The following is a 17,016-nucleotide window of genomic DNA, read 5'->3' on the forward strand; positions in this document are numbered from 1 at the left end:
ACGACAGGCCCTGCAACGCACGCGCTGCAGGGCCTGTCGGGTTCGAGGGGTCAGGCGACGTCGATCAGACCGACGGTGGGGAAGAAGAAGCAGCTCTTGTCGCTACCGTCGAGAGCCTTGTGGTTCACCGTGCCGAACACCGCGGCCAGGACGGTTCCCGATCCTGTTTCGACGGGTACGGCGCGGGCCCCGGCAGCGGGCAGCGCATTGAGTGCGTCGACCACGAAGGGCCGGGCAATATCTGTGAACTGAGCCGGGATGCCGGAATTGGCGAGGATCGAGTCCGCGAGAGTGGTGACCAGCCCACCGAAGTCCGCGAAGCCGCCCTTCAGTGTGTTGACGTTGAACCAGGCGACCTGCATTCCGGTCTTGTCGGCCGAATCGTTGACGATGCCTGCCGGGACGAACGCGAACATTGTCTCGCCCTTGTCGACGGCGTTGAGATCAGGAATCGGCAGCGGAATGGGTGCCTTCAGTTGCGGCCACGGGCCCGCTGCTCCGCCCGCGACACCCGGGACGATGCCGAGGGGCGAGGCTCCCGTTGCTGCGCAGTTGATGGCCGCAGTCGGGTAGAAGAACGGGGTGATGCCGAAGTCGGTCAGCGCCTTGTTGGCTGCGTTCAGCGCGGCGAACGGATCGGCGGTCGCGTCCTCGGCGACCGGGGTGCGCGAGTCCGCGATTGCATTCGCTGCGGCGAGCGAAGCGCCGCCTTGGCCTTGCAATGCGGCGATTGCCTGGGCCAGCGGATCTGCCGGTGCGGGCTCTGCTGCCGCGGTAGCGGGCACTGCGAGCAATGCCGCGCAGGAGAGCGCGAGCGCGCCCGCCAGACGGCTGAGGCGTCGAGACATGTGTGACTCCTGTGACTGATGTGGCTTATGTTGCGGTTGCGCTGATATCACCACACATCATCTCGACGTCACAAGTTCTGCCGCAATCCGTTGTTCAATCGAGACGGTGCAGCTCATGAATACGTCAGCCCACATCGATGCCGAAGTCTCGAACGATTCCTTCCAGTCCCGACGCGTACCCCTGGCCGATGGCGCGGAACTTCCATTCGGCACCGCGGCGGTACAGCTCACCGAACACCATGGCAGTTTCGGTGGAGGCATCCTCGCTGAGGTCGAAGCGAGCGAGTTCGCGCCCGTCGGACTTGTCGACCACACGGATGAAGGCGTTGACGACCTGACCGAAGTTCTGCCCCAGAGCGTCTGCGTTGTGAATGGAGACGGGAAAGACGATGGAGTCCACCTCGGGCGCTAGTGCCACCAGATCCACGTCGATGCTTTCGTCGTCGCCCTCACCTTCTCCGGTCCGGTTGTCGCCGGTGTGCTCGATGGCACCGTCGGGGGAGCGCAAGTTGTTGTAGAAGACGAAGTAGAGGTCGCTCAGCGCCTTCTTGGTGGTGCCGAGACCGATGGCGCTGGCATCGAGATCGAAGTCGCCGCCGGTGGTGGCGCGGACGTCCCAGCCCAACCCGATGGAGACAGCGGTCAGATTCGGTGCCTCCTTGGTCAGTGAGACATTTCCACCTTTGGCAAGAGTTACGCCCATGCCCATCCACTCCTTCGCGTTCGGCCGTGCATCGTTCCACCCACCCTATTCGAAACTGCGCCCGCGATGCCCGAGTGGCTCCAGGGGGACGGGTGGCTTGTGTGAGCAGTGGGGCTGGCGGTACCGATGGGATTGTGGTGGGATACGACAAAAGATCACAAGTTAGCAGTGGTAGTGCAGTTCTACGAGTAGGCGCGCCGCGGCAATCGAACGAACACTGGAGATTTCTGTGCAGGTTTCGCGACGTGAACTGTTCAAGTACGCCGCTGCCGGGTCCGCTGCTGCCGTCGGGCTCGTTGCCCTGGGAACGGCGACTGCGCATGCCGACGCCGGCTTGGGGACCCTCGTCGACTATTCGGGCGGGGTGCCGTCGGCCTCGGCGATCAAGCAGGCCGGTCACCGCGGGGCGGTGCGGTACGTCTCCGACCGTCGACCCGACGCGAACTGGATGATCGGCAAGCCGATGCGTAAGTCCGAGGCCGACTCGCTCACCTCCGCCGGACTCGAGGTGGTCTCGAACTACCAGTTCGGCAAAGGGAAGACGTCGGATTGGCGCGGGGGATATGCAGCGGGCGTGAAGCATGCCGCGCGCGGCCTCGAACTGCACACGGCTGCTGGGGGTCCCGCTGACCGCCCGATCTACGTGTCGATCGACGACAATCCCACGGCTGTCGAGTTCGCCACCCTGATCGCGCCGTACATCCTGGGTTGGCAGTCGGTGATCGGAGCCGAGAACACCGGCATCTACGCCAATTCGCCCACCATCGAATTGGCCTCGGTCGCGGGCCTGGGCCAGTGGTATTGGCAGCACAATTGGGGGAGCCCCAAGGGGTTCGTTCACCCGGCGGCGCATATTCATCAAATCCGCATCGACAAGGATTCTGTCGGCGGAGTGAAAGTGGACATCAACAACATTCTCGAAGCCGATTACGGGCAGTGGTCCAAATCAACCGCCGACGTGGTCTGAATTCCATCGATGTAATTCACCGACAAACCACTGGAATTCGCAGGTTCGGTTTCCGCTATCGGTAATTCGACTTCTCTGATCGACCTTCGAAAAGTATTTCGCCCCCGGCTGATGTACGGCCGGGGGCGAAATACGTCGTGTTGTGGCGACTACGGAACGTAGACCGTTCCGATGGTGGGCAGGAAGGTGCAGCTGCGGGGAGCGGCCGCGGGATCTTCCTTCGACTGCGTGGTGATCGAGCCGGAGACGACCGACAGCACGCGTCCGGGGCCGGTGTCGGCGATGGCGGACAGCGTTGCCGGCCCGTCGACGTTGATCTTCGCCGCGCCGGTCAGGTCTTGTGTTCCCGAACGACGGTTGTCGATGTTGAGCCAGGTGACGGTGAGCGGAGCCGGCTGCACGGCGGCGATGGGGGCGGTGCCGAGTGCGGTGAACACGAAACCTGCCTGGCCCGCAGCCGGTCCGGGAGGAGGCAACGTGGCCGGGCCCGGTACGGCGAGCGCAGTACCGACGGAGTCTGCGGTATCGGAGATGCATCCCTTACCCAGTGTCGGGTAGAGGAACTGAGCGATGACGGGTCCGTTGGCCGGCAGTTCGGGACCGCCTCCGCCTGATCCGTCCAGGAAGGTGATGACGGACTCGAGCAGGGATTTGACCTGCTCGGGCAGCTGCGCCGTGGCGAGCAGGGCCCGAGCCTGGGTCAGCAGGTCTGCAGCCGGAGCGGCTCCGACGTCGGCCGGGCCTGCGGCTGCGCCGACGATGGCGGGAGCGAACGATGCGAGTGCCTCGACGTCGCTGAGATTGGGCATCGGCTCGCCGGGTGCGGGGAGGAACTGAGCGATCAAGGCGGCGGGATCTGCCGGTGCGGCGGGCAGATCGGCGGGCGCCATGGGCACCAGTGGCTGCGCGGATGCGCTGGTAGGTACGACGAGTGCGGCGGCAGCTGCAACAGCAAATGCCGTAACGACGCGACGCGTTCCGCGGGTACGAAGCACGGTGATATTCCCCATTCTGATCATGACGCGGGCCCCGGCGACAGCCGGTGCCCGAGGGGTCACTCTATGTAGCGCGATCCCCGATGTACAGCCGTTGACGTCGAACCCTCCCCGTCGGAACTGTGCCAGGGAAGTCTAAGTGGTCCACACTGCGAATTCTCCGCAGGGCCAAACAATAACCTGTTACTGGAGTGGTCAGTGTTAAAGGTGATGCAAATGTTACTCACCTGCCCAGGTGATTGGGGAAGGACTGTGACGACCTATAAGCTTCGTCCTCGATATACCGCACCGATACCGAACGGAACCGCACGCACAGTGAACCGACTCGTTCGGCTGGCCCCCGTTCTCTTGGCGATATCGGTGATCAGTCGGTTCGCCTGGGCCTTCCTCACGCCGAACGGCATGAACCTCGTCGATCTGCACGTGTATGTCGAAGGCTCCGCAGCGCTGTTGGGCGACAATCTGTACGACTACACGTATTCGATACAGACCCCCGACTTCCCGCTTCCGTTCACGTACCCACCGTTCGCGGCGCTGGTGTTCTTCCCCCTGCACTACCTGCCCTTCACCGTGGTCGGCATCGCCTGGCAGGCCGCCACCATGGCGGCGTTGTTCGCGGTGGTGCGGCTGGCGCTGTCGATGGTTCTGGGCGACGAGCGCGCCGCCGAACCACGCTGGGTACGCATCGCGATGCTGTGGACCGCGCTGGGCCTGTGGTCCGAACCCGTACGAACGACCCTCGACTACGGCCAGGTCAATGTCTTCCTGGTGCTGTTGGCGCTCCTCGCGGTGCGTAGCTCGCGATGGTGGATCGCCGGGGGACTCGTCGGCTTCGCTGCGGGAATCAAGCTGACCCCGGCCATCACCGGCCTGTACTTCCTGGCGACGCGCAGGTGGAAGGCCGCGGCCTTCTCGGCGTTGGCATTCGCGCTGACGGTCGCGATCAGTTACGCAGCGCTGGGGCATCAGGCAGCCACCTACTTCACCACGTTGCTCGGCGACGCGGACCGCATCGGCCCCGTCGGCTCGGTGTGGAATCAGTCTCTTCGCGGGGCGATGAGCCGGATCGCGGGCGAGGACGTCGGCCAAGGGCCGCTGTGGATCGTCGCAGCTGTGATCGCTGTGATTCTCGCGGTGCTGGCATGGCGCGCTCTCGACCGCCGCGACCACTTGGGAACACTGGTGATCGTCCAGCTGCTCGGGCTGTTGATTTCACCTATCTCGTGGTCACACCACTGGATCTGGGTGATTCCCATGGTGATCTGGCTGGTGCACGGCCCCCTGCGCGACGTCGCCGGCGCAAAGGTCGTCGCGGGATACTGGCTGGTGACGGTCACGGTAGGTGTCCCGTGGCTGCTGAGCTTCTTCCAGGAATCGATCTGGACGATCCCTCGTCCTGGGCTGGAGGCCTGGGCCGGTGCCGTCGACGTGATCGGCTCTGCCCTGTTCCTCGGCTGGGTCGTCTACGCGGGGCGTGTCAGTTCGAAACCAGGGCATCGATCCGACGCGCCAGATCCACATCCTTCTGCGTGAGTCCACCGGCAGAGTGCGTCGAGAGCGTGAACGTGAGCGTCCGCCATCGGATGTCGATGTCGGGATGATGGTCCGCTTCTTCCGCGGCCTCGGCCACCCGGTTCACCGCCTCGATCGCTGCTCGGAAAGACGCCAGTTCGACGGTTCGCGTGAGTGTTTTCTCTCTCACCGTCCAGTCGGCGAGCTGGGCGGCCTCGATGTCGCGATCGGTCAGCAGTTCGGTCATAGAAAGATGGTGGCATGTCCGGTACCCCCACCGCTGTGGTTGTCGCAGCCGCGTTGATCGACGGCGGTCGTCTGCTGCTCGCGCAGCGAACCCGTCCGCCGGAATTGGCCGGCCGCTGGGAACTGCCCGGCGGCAAGGTGGAGCCGGGGGAGTCCGAGGACGCAGCGCTCGAGCGCGAGCTTCGCGAGGAATTGGGAGTCGAGTGCGTCATCGGTGCGGCGCTGAGCGGCGACGTCGATCTCCCCGGCGGGCTGGTGCTCCGCACCTACCGAGCAACGCTGGTGTCGGGAACCCCTGCCGCACTGGAACATTCGGCTCTCCGATGGGTGAACGCAGAGACGCTGCCGTCGATGGATCTGGTCGATGCCGACCGACTCTGGTTGCCCGAGCTGCTGGACATCCTGCTCACTTCGCCCGAGCGGTCTTCAGGCCCTTCTTGAGATCTTTTTTGGTTGCGCCCGCAGACTCGAGCTTCTTCATTCGCATGATGACGACGGGGCATTTGATGCACCGAACCTTCTTGCGGCAGCATTTTTTCTTGGGCTTCATCCCCGAGACATCTGCAGCCTTTACCTTGCCCATGAGCACCAAGACTAGTGGGTGGCGCAGGTCACAGACTTGAGGGTGGCGCAGGGCACCGTCGGTATACGGGTAAACTCGATCAGTCGCGAGAATCTCGCGGTGCAGCGCGCTTCTCTAGCGACATAAGCCCGCTAGCGAACAAGAGCCCGCATTCGACCCAGGAGAATTTTTCGCGTGAGTGCCCCAAGCAGTGCAGACAACATCGATATCACCACAACTTTTCGCAACGTAGCAATCGTTGCACACGTCGACCATGGCAAGACCACCCTGGTCGACGCTATGTTGCGGCAGTCCGGTGCGTTCGAGGAACGCGCCGAAGCGATCGACCGCGTCATGGACTCGGGTGACCTCGAAAAAGAAAAAGGCATCACGATTCTGGCCAAGAACACGGCCGTTCACCGACGCAACGCCGACGGCACCATGACCGTCATCAACGTGATCGACACCCCCGGCCACGCCGACTTCGGCGGAGAGGTCGAGCGCGGCCTGTCCATGGTCGACGGCGTCGTCCTTCTCGTCGATGCATCCGAGGGCCCGCTGCCGCAGACGCGCTTCGTGCTGCGCAAGGCGCTCGCCGCGTCGCTGCCGGTCATCCTCGTGGTCAACAAGACCGACCGTCCCGACGCGCGAATCGAAGAGGTCGTCTCGGAGAGCCACGACCTGCTTCTCGACCTCGCATCCGATCTCGACGACGAAGCGTCCGAGGCAGCCGAGCTCGCACTCGACCTCCCCGTTCTCTACGCCTCCGGCCGCGAGGGCAAGGCCTCGAAGGTGCAGCCCGAGAACGGACACGCTCCCGACGCCGAGAACCTCGACGAGCTGTTCGAGGTTCTACTCAGCTACGTCCCGGCACCGAAGGGCAACGTCGACGCGCCGCTGCAGGCTCACGTCACCAACCTCGACGCGTCGGCCTTCCTCGGTCGCCTCGCGCTCGTGCGTATCCACAACGGCCAGCTCTCCAAGGGCCAGACTGTCAGCTGGATGCGTGAGGTCGACGGCGAGCCGGTCGTCCAGAAGGCCAAGATCACCGAACTGCTGAACACCATCGGCGTCGAGCGCGTTCCCGGTGAACGCGGTGTGGCGGGCGACATCGTCGCCGTCGCCGGCTTCCCGGACATCATGATCGGCGACACGCTCGCGGATCTGGAGAACCCGGTTGCTCTCCCGCGCATCACCGTCGACCAGCCCGCCATCTCGGTCACCATCGGTACCAACACGAGCCCGCTCGTCGGGCGCGTCAGCGGCCACAAGCTCACCTCGCGCATGGTCAAGAGCCGTCTCGACCAGGAGCTCATCGGTAACGTCTCGCTCAAGGTCCTCGACATCGGTCGCCCCGATGCGTGGGAGGTCCAGGGTCGTGGCGAGCTCGCACTCGCCATCCTTGTCGAGCAGATGCGTCGTGAAGGCTTCGAGCTCACCGTCGGCAAGCCCCAGGTGGTCACCCAGCAGGTCGACGGCAAGCTGCACGAGCCCTTCGAGGAGCTCATGGTCGACACACCGGAGGAGTACCTCGGTGCTGTCACTCAGTTGCTGGCCGCACGCAAGGGCAAGATGGTCCAGATGACGAACCACGGCGCAGGCTGGGTTCGGATGGAATTCATCGTTCCCTCGCGTGGCCTGATCGGCTTCCGCACGGAGTTCCTCACCGACACCCGCGGTACCGGTATCGCCAACGCCGTCTTCCACGGCTACGCACCGTGGGCCGGCGAGATCCGCGCCCGCCACACCGGTTCGCTCGTCTCGGACCGCCACGGCACCGTCACCCCGTTCGCGATGATCCAGCTGGCCGATCGCGGCACGTTCTTCGTCGAGCCGGGTGCCGACACCTACGAGGGCATGGTCGTGGGCATCAACCCGCGTCAGGAAGACCTCGACATCAACGTCACTCGTGAGAAGAAGCTGACCAACATGCGTCAGTCCTCCGCAGACGTCATGGAGACCCTGGCCAAGCCGAAGAAGCTGGACCTCGAGATGGCCATGGAGTTCTGTGCCGGCGACGAGTGCGTCGAGGTGACCCCCGAGGTCGTCCGCGTCCGTAAGGTCCACCTCGATTCCAACGAGCGGGCCCGCGAGCGTTCGCGTAGCAAGACTCGCGACAAGGCTGCTCTGTAAGACTCATCTCGTGCAGCAGAAGCGACGTGTCACTTTCGTGGGGCGTCGCTTCTGCTGTATCGGTAGCCGACCACGAAGGAGATCCTCGTTGCGCAACGTGCTGATGCCGGCGGTTCTGGTTTCTGCCATCGCTCTGGTACTCACTGCGTGCACAGCGGATCCGCCACCTCCGATCGAGAGCGTGGAGACACCGGTCACCACGACGACCGTCCCATCGAAAACCGGGGATCCGGTGGTCGTCGCCATCGATGACGTCGGCATCGGATTCAACCCTCACTTGCTGGCAGACCAGTCTCCTGCCACTGCTGCGGTCAGTTCGCTCGTGCTGCCCAGCCCGTTCCGGCCCGTGCGGAATGCGGACACGGGATCGACCACCTGGGAGCCGGACCTGTCGTTGATGATCTCGGCCGAGGTCACCTCACAATCTCCGTTCACCATTCGTTATCAGCTGCGCAACGAGGCGCAGTGGTCGGACAGCGCACCGATCGCCGCTGAGGACTTCCGCTATCTGTGGCAGCAGATGATCACCCAGCCCGGCGTCGTCGACTCCGCCGGATACGCGCTGATCAGTGATGTCGCGTCCTCCGGGGGCGGCAAGACGGTCGACGTGACTCTCGAGTCTCCGTACCCGGCCTGGCAGCGACTGTTCACCGACCTGGTGCCCTCCCACCTACTCAAGGACTCGCCCGGCGGTTTTCAGGGTGGTCTCACCGACAACGTGCCCGTCTCCGGTTCCCGGTTCAACATCAAGACCGTCGACCAGGGTCGTGACGAAATCCTGCTCGAACGCAACGATCGCTTCTGGGGCGAGCCCGCGGCACCCGATCAAATCCTCATCCGGCGCGGCGGCACCCCCGCACAATTGGCCGATTCGCTGCGATCGGCCGACGCTCAGATCGCCCAGGTTCGTGGCGACGCGGCGCTGCGAGCTCAGCTCTCGGCGATCCCCGGCGTCCGAACCGACACCATCCGGCAATCCCGAGTGCTGTCCATGACGGTGAACGGGCGAGCGCCCAATATGTCGAATACTGCTGTGCGGCAAGGTATTTTCGGCTTACTGGATCCCAACCTGCTGGCCGTCGTCGGAGCAGGTGGTGGCGCGACGGATCGTCGAGCCGCAGCGCAGCTTCTCTCGCCCTCCGATCCCGGTTACACCGCGACGTCGCCCGCGCCCATCGGCAAGACTGCAGCCCTCGATCTGCTGCAACGCGCCGGCTTCGTTCCGACGCCCGATGCACTGGTCACATCGACACCGGGCGCGGCAGCTCCGACGACTGCAACCGCGCCGACGACCGATGCCCCGACGACCGGTGCCCCGACCACCGGTGCCCCGACGGCGGGTGCCCCGACTGCCGCTCCGGCGACGACGAGTGCTCCGGTGCCGGGCGTTCCCCGTCTTGCCGACTCCGCCGGTACGGCATTGCGTTTCGTGATCGGTGCCGTCGAGAACGACGACATCGCGCTCGCCGTGGCGGGTACGGCCGCGGATGAGCTGGTGAGTGCTGGGGTCGATGCGACCGTGACCCCACTGCCCGCCGACGAGCTGTATTCGACGGCCTTGACCGACGGCACCATCGATGCGGTGGTCGGCTGGCACGGTGCGGGAGTGGACCCCGCGACGGTGCTGGCATCGCGATTCGGCTGTGTCGACGAGCCCGCAGCAAACAGCGGCGACCGCGCACAGGCTCCGCGCAATCTGTCCGGACTGTGCGTACCCGAACTTCAACCGACGATCGAGCGTGGACTCGTGAACGGTCTCGATGCCACGACGGCCGTCGAGGACATCGAGCCCAAGCTGTGGTCGCTGGCGTCGACGTTGCCGATCATGCAGGACTCGTCCGTGGTGGCGGCAGTTCCCGGCATCACCGGCGTCTCGCTGAGTGGTCCGATCGAGGTCGGCATCTTCGGTGACGCTGCGCAGTGGATGCGAACTCCCTCGTGACCGGTATCGAGCGCCCGGCCGTGATCGTGTTCGACGTGAACGAGACGTTGTCCGACATGTCCACCATGCCGGCGCGATTCGGCGACGTCGGCGCTCCGCCCCACCTGTTCGCGACCTGGTTCGCAGGCGTGCTCCGAGACGGTTTCGCGTTGGCGGCCGCAGACGGTGCCGAGCCCTTCGCCGGTGTCGCGTCCGGTCTGCTGCGTACCTTGCTGTTCGACGCCCCGCTGAACCGCGACCTCGACGATGCGGTGGACCACATCATGGCCGGTTTCGCCGAACCGACCGTCCATTCCGACGTGGTCGAGGGCGTGACCGCTCTTGCAGCACTGGGCATTCGGCTCGTCACCCTCAGTAACGGGGCCGCGTCCGTGGCGCAGAATCTGCTCGACGGGGCCGGCGTACGGAACCGATTCGAGATGCTGCTCTCGGTCGAGGCGCCCGGGCGGTGGAAACCGCACGCCGACTCCTATCGATATGCACTCGAGCAGTGCGGGGTGGAGCCGGGTGACGCCATGCTCGTGGCGGTGCATCCCTGGGACGTCGACGGCGCGCACCGCGCGGGTCTGAGAACGGCGTGGCTGGATCGCGAGAGCCGGCCGTACCCGGCGTATTTCGCATCTCCCGACGTGCAGGCGGGCTCGCTGCCGCAACTGGCGCGCCTGCTCGGAGAGTGACGAGGCAGTGACCGAAGATGCAGTGAGCGACGATGCAGTGAACGACGATGCAGTGACCGAACGCGCGATGACGGGGCAGGCAGTGACAGAGAGCTCGATGACGGACCAGGCCATGACGGAGCCGCAGCGATTGCTGCTGGTGCATGCGCATCCGGACGACGAGACCATCACCACCGGCGGCACCATCGCCCATTACGTTCGTGCCGGGGCCGACGTCACGGTGCTGACCTGCTCGCTCGGCGAGGAGGGTGAGGTGATCGGCGATACCTGGGCCGATCTCGTCGTCGACCGTGCCGATCAGCTGGGCGGCTATCGAATTCTGGAACTGCACCGTGCGCTCGCTGCCCTGGGGTGCAACCCGCCCCGTTTTCTCGGCGGAGCAGGCCGGTGGCGGGATTCCGGGATGGCCGGAACCTCTGCCGCCCGGAAGCCGCGCGCGTTCGTCAACGCCGACCGCGACGAGGCCTTGGGAGCGCTGGTCGCGGTCATTCGTGAACTGCGGCCGCAGGTAGTCGTCGGATACGACCCGGAGGGCGGCTACGGACATCCCGATCATCAGCAGGTGCACTCGCTCGTGACCGAGGCCGTCGAGGTCTGCGGGACGGCGTCCTACCCGCGGGCCGGGTCGCCCTGGGAGGTGTCCAAGTTCTACTGGACCGTCACCGGCCACGACCAATTGCAGACCGGACTCGCGACGATCGACGACATTCCGGCCGGGTGGCGAATGCCCGTCGACGGCGAGCTGCCGAGCGTGCCCGAGGACGCGATCACCACCAGCATCGACATCCGCGGTGTCCTGGACGCCAAGCGCGATGCGCTGCGCGCACACGCCACTCAGGTCACCGTCGCACCGTCGGGACGCGAGTACGCGCTCTCCAACGACATCGCCCAGCCGATCCTGCTCGACGAGCAGTACGTGCTGGTTCGGGGTGAACTCGGTGCCGATTCGACGGGCAGGGAGTCCGACCTGTTCGCCGGCGTACTAGGCTGTGCTGCGCATCACTGATTCGCAACAGAACTCATCTCATCACAGCAGGGGCGGAAACTTACATGTACAACTGGGTAGTGCAGGACGCCATCGTCGCGTTCGTCGATTCTCTCAAGCCGCAGTTCGGCGCACAGGCAGATCTGTACCAGTACGTTCTGAGTCAGATCGCCATGGGCGCGAGTAACTTGCTCACTTCACTGGGCTACCCTCCGGTTTCCTGAGTGCCGGTGCTCGATTTTTCGAATGCGGTGCACTGAAACAACCCGGGTCAAGGCAGTATTGGGCGCATGATCTCGAAGGCCGCCTCCAATACTGTCGCCCTGGTGTCCTGGGCGACTGTCGCAGTGCTGGTGTTCGACGGCTTCCTCTCCGGAATTCTGTCCGTCTTCTTCCTGCCGGCCTACTTGGGTTCGGTGCAATTCCCCATCAGCGCGCTGCTGGGCGGCATCGCCAACGTCGCGCTGATCCTGGCCGCCCGCAAAGTCGCCGAACGGTCGATCTGGGTGGCGTCCCCCCTGATCGGATGGTTCGCCGCGGTGGTGCTGTGCATGCTCGGCGGGCCTGGCGGCGACGTCCTTCTACTCGCCGATTGGCGCACCATGCTGCTGATCATCGCTGGTGCAGGCCCGGCCGGAGTGCTGCTGTTCATGTTCCGAATGAGGGCGATCACAGCAAGCGTGCATGCCGACCCGCATTCCGGAGTACGTCCTCGATCATCGTCGGAGTCAACAGTCCGGTGAATGTGTTTCGCTGACTGACGTGGTAGCTGGCGAACACGGTGATCGAGCCCAGGTCGAGTTGAATGCCGTGGCCGAATTTCGGTGCAGGCCGTGGTATTTCCCAGCCGTTGGCAGCGAGTATCGGCAGCAGTGACTGCCACCCGAACGCCCCGAGTACCAGGATCGACTTCAGGTGAGGACGCAGCAACCGCAATTCGTCGTCGAGCCATGGACGGCACCGATCACGCTCGGCCGGAGTCGGCTTGTTCTGCGGCGGCGCACAGTGCACCGGGGCCGCGATGCGAACTCCGTGGAGCGTCAACCCGTCGCCGATGTGTGTCGCGGTGGGTTGGCTGGCCAGCCCTACCGCATGCATCGCCCGATACAGCACGTCACCGCTCCTGTCCCCGGTGAACATCCGACCCGTTCGATTCGCGCCGTGCGCCGCCGGTGCGAGCCCGACGATCAACATGGACGCGTCGGCCGGGCCGAAGCTGGGAACCGCTCTACCCCAATACGTTTGGTCCGCGAAGGCGGCGCGCTTCTCGGTGGCCACCTGCTCGCGCCACTGCACCAGCCGAGGGCAGGCGCGGCACTGGGACACCGCGAGGTCGAGCTGCGCGATGGTCTGCGGCCGTGCCGTTCTCATCGGTCGTGTCGAAGCCAGATGTCTCCGGCCCCCGGTGTGACGGCGTCGATCATGGCCCACGCGTTCTCGACGGGTATGTCGACCACCTCGTAGTGGCCGACGCCTGCCGGGGTCGCTGCGACGACGGTCGCCAACCCGGCTCGACGCTGGAAGAACGTCTGCCGCACCGTCCAGCCGATGATCCCGCCCGCTTCGAGGCTGTGCCGAGTGCGGTCCAGCGAACCGTGCTGAGTGATCAGCCAGCCGGGCAGGACGGCGTGTCCGAGGCCGCGGTACCGATCGTGAGCGAGTCCGAATGCGGCAACGAACAATACGGCCACCGCAACCCAGGCGAGCATCGGGATCGGTGCACCGACGTACTGCGCAATTCCCAGTCCGGCCGCGACGACCAGCAACGGTAGCAACGCCCGGGTGTAACGGCGTCGCCGCGCAGCAGGTCCGTGCTGCAGCAGCGGTCGGTCGGCACCGCCGTGCAGACCGGCGTCACCGAGCACCGTCGTCATCATCCGCAGCGCCTCGGCCTTCGGAGCCTGGGGGAGCAGCAGCGACGATTCCTTCTTCTCGGCACTGACTCCGGTCATGATCGCGTCGAGGCGAGCGCCGTTGACCGAACGCAACAGCAGCGGTTGCGACAGGGAGGTGCCGCGCAGCCTCTTGCGGTCGAGGGTCGACTGGCGCGTACGAAGCAGCCCGTGACTGACGTGCAAGGTGCGACCCTGATCGGTGACGGTCAGATTCCCGTAGGCCAACAGGTAACGGACACAGGCGAAGATGCTGGACACCACGAGCAGTGCGACCAGAGCGATGACGACGAACATCACGATGCCGAACTGTTCCGCCGAGTCGATACTGTTCGAGACGACCGACGACTCGGCCAGCGTCTGTCCGATGCCGTACTGGAACAGCACACCCACGGCTGCGGCGATGGTGACGATGCCGGTGATGGAGAACGGCGCGAAGCGCACCCAGGAAAATCGCCAATGCGCAATCTCGACCTCGGGATCGGCTGCCGCAGTGGGATTTCCGTCGCTCGACGGTACGCGTCCGGATACGCGCTGAAGAAGTTCGCCGCGGAGCTCGGGCACCAGTGACGTGTCGAGGGCGTTGAGCTCGAAGGACTCGCCCTTGCCTGCTTGCTGGCCGGTACCGATGCGCAGAATGGACAACCCGAGCACCCGGTGCAGCACGTTCGCCTCGACGTCGACCGAGCGAATCCTGTTGCGCGGGATGGACAGTACCTTTTTCTGCAACACTCCGGTGCGCAGTTGTACGTGCACCGGCCCGATTCGGTAGCTGGTGGTGAACCACCGCAGAATCGCGAACACGACGACGACCGCGAGGATGCCCAGACTCCAGTAGTGATTACCGCTCTGACTGCCGACGAAGAACGAGACCAACAGCACCGGCAGAATCTTGATGCCCTCGTTCACCGGATGCACCAACAACATTCGCTTGTCCAACCGCAACCACGATTGCTCCTCCTCGACCGCGAGGAGCTCCGCCTGATCGGTCATGTTGCGTCCCCGACGGTGCGCCCGGCGATGTCGGTCAGCCGAGTGACGGTGTCGTCGGCAACCTTCTGATCGAGTGCGGTGATCTTCACCGCGCCCGCCGACGACGCCGTCGTCACGGTGACCGTCGCCAATCCGAGCAGGCGATCGAGTGGGCCGCGCTCGGTATCGACGGTCTGCACCCGCGAGATGGGCGCGATGCGTCGTTCCTGGCTGAGCCAACCGGTACGGGTGTAGACGGCGGTGTCGCTGATCTCCCAGCGATGTACTCGATACCGCCACTGCGGCACGATCGCGAGGTGCAGTGCGGCCAGCACGACGGTGGCGACGAGGACGGTGATGTGCCCCCACGACGTCCGGTTCGAGTCGACGGCGAACCAGACGATCTGAGCGATGAACACCGGTAGCCACAGCAGGCCGGCACTGAGAGTCCAGAGCAGACGCGCACGGGGAGACGGTTGCCACTGTGGATCGGTCATCGTTGTCACGGGTACAAACCTAGAGGTGTCTTTTCACATCCACCACCCTGGACGTCACCGAGTCTTCGGAACCCGACCGAGGTCGCGCTGGATGAACAACCCCAGCGCGGTGCCGGCCAAAAGGATCCCTGCGGCGACGACGAAGGCCAGCGTGTACGCCGCCGTGGTCGCGGTAGCGAGGGACTCGCCGGCATCTGCGGACCCGAGCCGGGCGACGACCACCGAGACGAAGATCGCCAGTCCTGTGCTTCCACCGAGCTGTGAGATCGAGGAGTGCACGCCGCTGGCGATGGCCGCGTCGGCAGTGGTGGTGTCGGTGAGGGCTGCGCCCTGGATCGCCGGTGCGGTCAACCCCAGTCCGAAGCCGAGCAGCGCCATGCCCGGGAGGACGTCGGGCCCGTAGGTAGCTGTTTCCTGCAGTTGCGCCAGCAGCAGCATGCCGATCGCCGAGATTCCGAACCCGACCATGATCACTCCGCGAAGTCCCAGCCGGCGAACCGATGCGCCGGTCGCCGAGACGCCGAGGATAAGAAAGATTCCGAACGGCACCCACGCCACCCCGATGAGCAACGGCGTCCAGCCGAGCACCTCCTGCAGGTAGAGCGTGAGGAGGTAGAACAGCGAGGCCATGGCTGCGGCCGACAGCATGTTGGCGACGTACGCGCTGATTCGGGTGCGATGACGGAGAAAGGACAGCGGTAGCAGTGGGGACGCGGTACGGGCCTCGACACCGATGAACAGAGCGAGCAACAGCACGCCTGCGGCGATCCGCACGAGCACCGAGGTGCTCGCCCAGCCGGTGTCCCCGGCTCGGAGCAGCCCGTCGATGACGAGGGTGATTCCGACCGTCACCAGTACTGCGCCCTTGAGGTCGAGCCGATCTCGCGGGGTGGAGGCAGGTGCGTCCCCCGGCACCAGTCGTGGCACCAGGATCAGCGCGACGGCAGCGATCGGGAGATTGATCAAGAACACCCAACGCCAATTGGCCAGATCGGTCAGCACTCCGGACAGCAGGACGCCGAGCATTCCACCGGCTCCGGCGATTCCGCCCCACACCGAGAGCGCACGGGTGCGATGTGGTTGGTCCGGGAAGAGGAGTGACACCAGGGCCAACGCCGCCGGCGTCGCGAGCGCGGCCCCGAACCCCTGCCCGAAGCGGCCTGCCGTCAGCTGCCAGGGCTCGGCCGAGGCGGCACACGCGGCACTGGCCAGGGCGAAGATGCCGACGCCGATCTGGAAAACGAGCCGTCGCCCGAAGGCGTCACCCAATCGTCCGCCGAGGATCAAGAATCCTCCGGACGCCAGGGCATAGCCGTTCACGACCCAGGCCAGCCCGGTGGTGCTGAAACCCAGTCCCTCGCGGATCGACGGGAGCGCGACGTTCACCACTGTCGTGTCGAGGATCAGCATCAGCTGAACGAGTCCCAGCACGGCGAGCGCGTGCCAGCGGCGTGGGTCGATGGTCGGCGTGCCGGTGGCGGTGCCGGTCTCTCGCGGTCCGAGACTCATGGGTTCTCCGAAGGTCGGGGGTGGACATTCTTGAGGTTTATCAATAATCTACACACATCAAGCAACTGCGACCAGGCAGACGAGAGGGGATCGGGTCGATGGCACGCACTCACGAAACCGACGAGCTGGCCGGCGAGGTCGGTGCCCTCGTCATGCAGGTCGTAAACGAGATCAACGACGGTTGGGCCGACGTGCTGGCGCAATCCACCCTCACTGCCACGCAGGTCAAGCTGCTACGGCACCTGCTCTCGCGTGGTCCCGACTCGATGACCGGTATCGCTCAGTTCCTGCGCTGCGACCCGTCGCTGGCCACCGGCACGGTCGACAAACTCGAGAAGCACACGCTCGTCCGCCGAGTCGCCCAGGAGGGTGACCGCCGAGTGCGTCTGGTCGAACTGACCGAAGCGGGAGCCGACCTGGTCCGGAAAGTCTGGGCCGACATGCGGGCGATCACTCCGGTCGGCCGTCTGGACGGCGATCAGCTGCTCGAACTCAAGGGGTTGCTCCTGGCGATGGGCATTACCCCGCCGCCATGAGGCTGCGTTGCCGCCCGCGCTCCAACCGACTACACGATGA

18 protein-coding genes are annotated in these 17,016 nt (G+C 65.2%); 10 read left to right on the forward strand and 8 right to left on the reverse strand.

The annotated features are described in order from the left end of the window. Nucleotides 1–50 precede the first annotated feature (50 nt). Both ACFI9K_RS14455 and ACFI9K_RS14460 read right to left on the reverse strand, forming a co-directional pair. Entirely contained in the window at nucleotides 51–848 is a 798-nt protein-coding gene (locus ACFI9K_RS14455; protein ID WP_462664134.1) for a hypothetical protein, read from the reverse strand. 124 nt (nucleotides 849–972) lie between these two features. Continuing rightward, nucleotides 973–1,551 carry a TerD family protein gene (locus tag ACFI9K_RS14460; protein WP_222093669.1) on the reverse strand — a complete coding sequence of 193 codons (579 nt, stop codon included), beginning with the start codon at nucleotides 1,549–1,551 and terminating at the stop codon, nucleotides 973–975. Nucleotides 1,552–1,780: 229 nt separating this feature from the next. Here ACFI9K_RS14460 and ACFI9K_RS14465 point away from each other — a divergent pair, with 229 nt between their 5' ends. Then, nucleotides 1,781–2,518, forward strand: a complete 738-nt coding sequence (locus tag ACFI9K_RS14465; protein WP_462664135.1) for a DUF1906 domain-containing protein — start codon at nucleotides 1,781–1,783, stop codon at nucleotides 2,516–2,518. Nucleotides 2,519–2,667: 149 nt separating this feature from the next. Here the strand turns inward: ACFI9K_RS14465 and ACFI9K_RS14470 are convergent, their stop codons facing one another. Next, the gene (locus ACFI9K_RS14470; RefSeq protein ID WP_462664274.1) at nucleotides 2,668–3,528 is read right to left on the reverse strand and encodes an Rv1157c family protein; all 861 of its coding nucleotides are present in this window, start codon (nucleotides 3,526–3,528) and stop codon (nucleotides 2,668–2,670) included. A 201-nt stretch (nucleotides 3,529–3,729) separates the two neighbouring features. On the opposite strand from ACFI9K_RS14470, the gene ACFI9K_RS14475 reads away from it, so the two are divergent. Continuing rightward, nucleotides 3,730–5,046 (forward strand): mannosyltransferase, encoded by a 1,317-nt coding sequence (locus ACFI9K_RS14475; RefSeq protein WP_462664136.1) that lies wholly within the window; start codon nucleotides 3,730–3,732, stop codon nucleotides 5,044–5,046. Here the strand turns inward: ACFI9K_RS14475 and ACFI9K_RS14480 are convergent. Further along, on the reverse strand, nucleotides 4,991–5,272 hold the full coding sequence (locus tag ACFI9K_RS14480) for a 4a-hydroxytetrahydrobiopterin dehydratase (RefSeq protein ID WP_462664137.1): 282 nt from the start codon (nucleotides 5,270–5,272) through the stop codon (nucleotides 4,991–4,993). The genes ACFI9K_RS14475 and ACFI9K_RS14480 overlap by 56 nt on opposite strands. A 14-nt stretch (nucleotides 5,273–5,286) precedes the next feature. Between ACFI9K_RS14480 and ACFI9K_RS14485 the strand changes: the two genes are divergently transcribed. From ACFI9K_RS14485 to ACFI9K_RS14515, 7 genes are all read left to right on the forward strand, one after another. Continuing rightward, nucleotides 5,287–5,712 (forward strand): (deoxy)nucleoside triphosphate pyrophosphohydrolase, encoded by a 426-nt coding sequence (locus tag ACFI9K_RS14485; RefSeq protein WP_462664138.1) that lies wholly within the window; start codon nucleotides 5,287–5,289, stop codon nucleotides 5,710–5,712. A 316-nt stretch (nucleotides 5,713–6,028) separates the two neighbouring features. Beyond that, nucleotides 6,029–7,966, forward strand: a complete 1,938-nt coding sequence (gene typA, locus ACFI9K_RS14490) for a translational GTPase TypA (protein WP_462664139.1) — start codon at nucleotides 6,029–6,031, stop codon at nucleotides 7,964–7,966. Between the two features lie 103 nt (nucleotides 7,967–8,069). Continuing rightward, nucleotides 8,070–9,908, forward strand: a complete 1,839-nt coding sequence (locus ACFI9K_RS14495) for an ABC transporter family substrate-binding protein (RefSeq protein ID WP_462664275.1) — start codon at nucleotides 8,070–8,072, stop codon at nucleotides 9,906–9,908. Continuing rightward, the gene (locus ACFI9K_RS14500; RefSeq protein WP_462664140.1) at nucleotides 9,905–10,585 is read left to right on the forward strand and encodes a haloacid dehalogenase type II; all 681 of its coding nucleotides are present in this window, start codon (nucleotides 9,905–9,907) and stop codon (nucleotides 10,583–10,585) included. The genes ACFI9K_RS14495 and ACFI9K_RS14500 overlap by 4 nt, the downstream gene beginning before the upstream one ends. A 97-nt stretch (nucleotides 10,586–10,682) precedes the next feature. Next, entirely contained in the window at nucleotides 10,683–11,591 is a 909-nt protein-coding gene (mshB, locus tag ACFI9K_RS14505) for an N-acetyl-1-D-myo-inositol-2-amino-2-deoxy-alpha-D-glucopyranoside deacetylase (RefSeq protein WP_462664276.1), read from the forward strand. 44 nt (nucleotides 11,592–11,635) lie between these two features. Beyond that, complete coding sequence (locus tag ACFI9K_RS14510; RefSeq protein ID WP_462664141.1) at nucleotides 11,636–11,794, forward strand: hypothetical protein; 159 nt, start codon at nucleotides 11,636–11,638, stop codon at nucleotides 11,792–11,794. 66 nt (nucleotides 11,795–11,860) lie between these two features. Further along, nucleotides 11,861–12,313, forward strand: a complete 453-nt coding sequence (locus tag ACFI9K_RS14515) for a hypothetical protein (RefSeq protein WP_462664142.1) — start codon at nucleotides 11,861–11,863, stop codon at nucleotides 12,311–12,313. On the opposite strand, the gene ACFI9K_RS14520 is transcribed toward ACFI9K_RS14515, so the two are convergent. Genes ACFI9K_RS14520 through ACFI9K_RS14535 form a run of 4 tightly spaced genes read right to left on the reverse strand, consistent with a single transcriptional unit; the run spans nucleotide 12,240 to nucleotide 16,440 of the window. Beyond that, a complete protein-coding gene (locus tag ACFI9K_RS14520) occupies nucleotides 12,240–12,941 on the reverse strand; it encodes a uracil-DNA glycosylase (RefSeq protein WP_462664143.1) in 702 nt (233 codons plus the stop codon). The two genes, ACFI9K_RS14515 and ACFI9K_RS14520, sit on opposite strands and share 74 nt — an antisense overlap. After that, entirely contained in the window at nucleotides 12,938–14,455 is a 1,518-nt protein-coding gene (locus tag ACFI9K_RS14525; protein WP_462664144.1) for a PH domain-containing protein, read from the reverse strand. Before ACFI9K_RS14525 ends, ACFI9K_RS14520 begins: the two co-directional genes overlap by 4 nt. Further along, nucleotides 14,452–14,931: a PH domain-containing protein gene (locus ACFI9K_RS14530; protein ID WP_462664277.1), complete on the reverse strand. Its 480-nt coding sequence runs from the start codon at nucleotides 14,929–14,931 to the stop codon at nucleotides 14,452–14,454. The genes ACFI9K_RS14525 and ACFI9K_RS14530 overlap by 4 nt, the downstream gene beginning before the upstream one ends. A gap of 54 nt (nucleotides 14,932–14,985) precedes the next feature. Further along, the gene (locus ACFI9K_RS14535; RefSeq protein ID WP_462664145.1) at nucleotides 14,986–16,440 is read right to left on the reverse strand and encodes an MFS transporter; all 1,455 of its coding nucleotides are present in this window, start codon (nucleotides 16,438–16,440) and stop codon (nucleotides 14,986–14,988) included. Nucleotides 16,441–16,538: 98 nt separating this feature from the next. Here ACFI9K_RS14535 and ACFI9K_RS14540 point away from each other — a divergent pair, with 98 nt between their 5' ends. Beyond that, nucleotides 16,539–16,976, forward strand: coding sequence for a MarR family winged helix-turn-helix transcriptional regulator (locus tag ACFI9K_RS14540; protein ID WP_462664146.1), 438 nt, complete (start codon nucleotides 16,539–16,541; stop codon nucleotides 16,974–16,976). Nucleotides 16,977–17,016: the final 40 nt, after the last annotated feature.

The sequence above is a fragment of the Rhodococcus sp. PSi06 genome, assembly GCF_054960675.1.